Source organism: Bartonella sp. MR110HLJHH (genome assembly GCF_042194225.1).
In the GTDB taxonomy this organism is placed as follows: Bacteria; Pseudomonadota; Alphaproteobacteria; order Rhizobiales; family Rhizobiaceae; genus Bartonella; species Bartonella grahamii.
Window position 1 is genome coordinate 1 of record NZ_JBHIMQ010000068.1, and the last position, 1164, is coordinate 1164.

1 protein-coding gene is annotated in these 1164 nt (G+C 44.2%); it reads left to right on the forward strand.

Annotated elements, in window-relative coordinates:
- Position 1: 1 nt before the first annotated feature.
- On the forward strand, positions 2–1164 hold a 1163-nt coding region (gene tuf, locus ACFIKB_RS09350), incomplete at its 3' end, for an elongation factor Tu (RefSeq protein ID WP_375653478.1).

Genomic DNA, 1164 nt, shown 5'->3' on the forward strand with positions numbered 1-1164 from the left:
GATGGCGAAGAGCAAGTTTGAACGAACAAAACCGCATGTTAATATTGGTACGATTGGTCACGTTGATCATGGGAAGACCTCGTTGACAGCAGCGATTACGAAATATTTTGGTGAATTTAAAGCCTATGATCAAATTGATGCTGCCCCAGAGGAACGCGCACGTGGAATTACTATTTCTACAGCGCACGTTGAGTATGAAACGGAAAATCGTCACTATGCGCACGTTGATTGTCCAGGACACGCTGATTATGTGAAGAACATGATCACAGGGGCGGCACAGATGGATGGTGCTATTTTGGTTGTTTCAGCAGCTGATGGTCCAATGCCTCAGACACGTGAGCATATTTTGCTTGCGCGTCAGGTTGGTGTTCCAGCAATTGTTGTTTTTCTTAATAAAGTTGATCAGGTTGATGATGCAGAACTTTTGGAGCTTGTAGAGCTTGAGGTTCGGGAACTTTTATCCAAATATGATTTTCCAGGCGATGATATACCAATTGTTAAAGGTTCTGCGTTGGCAGCTCTTGAGGATAAGGATAAAAGCATTGGTGAAGATGCTGTTCGTCTTTTAATGAGTGAAGTTGATAATTATATTCCAACCCCTGAACGTCCTGTTGATCAACCATTTTTGATGCCGATAGAGGATGTATTTTCGATTTCGGGTCGTGGAACCGTTGTTACGGGTCGTGTTGAGCGTGGTGTTATTAAAGTTGGAGAGGAAATCGAGATTATCGGTATTCGTCCAACGTCTAAGACGACGGTTACAGGCGTTGAAATGTTCCGCAAGCTTTTAGATCAGGGTCAAGCGGGTGATAATATAGGAGCTCTGCTTCGTGGTGTTGACCGTGAAGGGATTGAGCGTGGTCAAGTATTGGCGAAGCCAGGATCTGTTACGCCTCATACACGTTTTAAAGCAGAAGCTTACATTTTGACAAAAGATGAAGGTGGACGTCATACACCATTTTTCACGAATTATCGTCCTCAGTTTTACTTCCGTACGACGGATGTTACAGGTATTGTTACGCTTCCAGAAGGAACGGAAATGGTTATGCCAGGCGACAATGTTGCCATGGATGTTTCGTTGATCGTTCCGATAGCGATGGAAGAGAAGCTTCGTTTTGCTATTCGTGAAGGTGGTCGTACTGTTGGTGCCGGTATCGTCTCTAA